Origin of the sequence: Streptomyces sp. NPDC001222, from assembly GCF_042896945.1 — a bacterium.
GTDB classification, from domain to species: Bacteria; Actinomycetota; Actinomycetes; order Streptomycetales; family Streptomycetaceae; genus Streptomyces; species Streptomyces gibsoniae.
In genome coordinates, this window is sequence record NZ_JBIAXT010000083.1 from 3,588 (window position 1) to 5,434 (window position 1,847).

Genomic DNA, 1,847 nt, shown 5'->3' on the forward strand with positions numbered 1-1,847 from the left:
GGATGGGTAGGGGAGCGTCGTCTGCCGGGTGAAGCGGCACTGGAAGGTAGTCGTGGACGGTTGACGAGTGAGAATGCAGGCATGAGTAGCGATTCACACGTGAGAAACGTGTGCGCCGATTGACTAAGGGTTCCTGGGTCAAGCTGATCTGCCCAGGGTAAGTCGGGACCTAAGGCGAGGCCGACAGGCGTAGTCGATGGATAACCGGTTGATATTCCGGTACCCGCTGTGAAGCGTCAAACATCGAGCATCGTGATGCTAAGGCCGTGAAGCCGCCCTGATCTCTTCGGAGTTGAGGGGAGTGGTGGAGCCGCTGAACCAAGCGGTTAGTAGGTGAGTGATGGGGTGACGCAGGAAGGTAGTCCATCCCGGGCGGTGGTTGTCCCGGGGTAAGGGTGTAGGGCGCAAGGTAGGCAAATCCGCCTTGCTTTTGTCTGAGACCTGATGCCGAGCCGATTGTGGCGAAGTGGATGATCCTATGCTGTCGAGAAAAGCCTCTAGCGAGTTTCATGGCGGCCCGTACCCTAAACCGACTCAGGTGGTCAGGTAGAGAATACCGAGGCGTTCGGGTGAACTATGGTTAAGGAATTCGGCAAAATGCCCCCGTAACTTCGGGAGAAGGGGGGCCATTCCTGGTGATCCGTTTTACACGGTGAGCTGGGGGTGGCCGCAGAGACCAGCGAGAAGCGACTGTTTACTAAAAACACAGGTCCGTGCGAAGCCGTAAGGCGATGTATACGGACTGACGCCTGCCCGGTGCTGGAACGTTAAGGGGACCGGTTAGCTCACTTTCGGGTGGGCGAAGCTGAGAACTTAAGCGCCAGTAAACGGCGGTGGTAACTATAACCATCCTAAGGTAGCGAAATTCCTTGTCGGGTAAGTTCCGACCTGCACGAATGGCGTAACGACTTCTCGACTGTCTCAACCATAGGCCCGGTGAAATTGCACTACGAGTAAAGATGCTCGTTTCGCGCAGCAGGACGGAAAGACCCCGGGACCTTTACTACAGTTTGATATTGGTGTTCGGTTCGGCTTGTGTAGGATAGCTGGGAGACTGTGAAGCTCGGACGCCAGTTCGGGTGGAGTCGTCGTTGAAATACCAGTCTGGTCGTGCTGGATGTCTAACCCGGGTCCGTGATCCGGATCGGGGACAGTGTCTGATGGGTAGTTTAACTGGGGCGGTTGCCTCCTAAAGGGTAACGGAGGCGCCCAAAGGTTCCCTCAGCCTGGTTGGCAATCAGGTGTTGAGTGTAAGTGCACAAGGGAGCTTGACTGTGAGACCGACGGGTCGAGCAGGGACGAAAGTCGGGACTAGTGATCCGGCGGTGGCTTGTGGAAGCGCCGTCGCTCAACGGATAAAAGGTACCCCGGGGATAACAGGCTGATCTTCCCCAAGAGTCCATATCGACGGGATGGTTTGGCACCTCGATGTCGGCTCGTCGCATCCTGGGGCTGGAGTCGGTCCCAAGGGTTGGGCTGTTCGCCCATTAAAGCGGTACGCGAGCTGGGTTTAGAACGTCGTGAGACAGTTCGGTCCCTATCCGCTGTGCGCGTAGGAGTCTTGAGAAGGGCTGTCCCTAGTACGAGAGGACCGGGACGGACGAACCTCTGGTGTGCCAGTTGTTCTGCCAAGGGCATGGCTGGTTGGCTACGTTCGGGAGGGATAACCGCTGAAAGCATCTAAGCGGGAAGCCTGCTTCGAGATGAGGACTCCCACCCACTTGATGGGGTAAGGCTCCCAGTAGACGACTGGGTTGATAGGCCGGATCTGGAAGCACGGTAACGTGTGGAGGTGACCGGTACTAATAGGCCGAGGGCTTGTCCTCAGTTGCTCGCGTCCACTGTGT

Annotated in this window: 1 rRNA gene (only partly in view); it reads left to right on the plus strand. The window is 57.1% G+C overall.

From position 1 onward, the window contains the following. A 23S ribosomal RNA gene (locus ACFY2Z_RS41555) occupies positions 1-1,826 on the plus strand; it begins 1,361 nt to the left of the window's first position. Positions 1,827-1,847: the final 21 nt, after the last annotated feature.